This window comes from Pseudoalteromonas sp. S1650, assembly GCF_005887195.1.
Taxonomy (GTDB): domain Bacteria; phylum Pseudomonadota; class Gammaproteobacteria; order Enterobacterales; family Alteromonadaceae; genus Pseudoalteromonas; species Pseudoalteromonas simplex.
Window position 1 is genome coordinate 1 of record NZ_PNDF01000205.1, and the last position, 335, is coordinate 335.

The window sequence follows — 335 nt, forward strand, 5'->3', positions numbered from 1 at the left end:
TGTTGTAAGGCCCGTAGACGTCCAGGCTGAACGAACAGAAAATAGATGTTTAGGAGAACAACTTAAAACATCGCAAGGTGTCATTGGTCTAATAGTTTGCCAAGCGTATAATAAAAAACACGAATTCAAGCAAGATGACTCTGAGTTAATTAGATTTCTAACGCATCAAATAGGCAACTTCATTCAAACCCATTTAGCAAATCAAGAGTTAAAGCTAAATCATCAAAAGGTGGAAAACAGAGTAGCTGAGAAATCTAAAGAGGTAAGCCACGAAATGCTTCTCTGTTATAGGCAACTAGAAGAGATTTAAAGTAATGACAATCATCTGCACAGCT

1 pseudogene is annotated in these 335 nt (G+C 37.0%); it reads left to right on the forward strand.

The window, feature by feature from the left end:
- Positions 1-310 (forward strand): annotated as a pseudogene (locus CWB80_RS22800) (diguanylate cyclase); the annotation flags it as partial.
- Between the last annotated feature and the right edge of the window lie 25 nt (positions 311-335).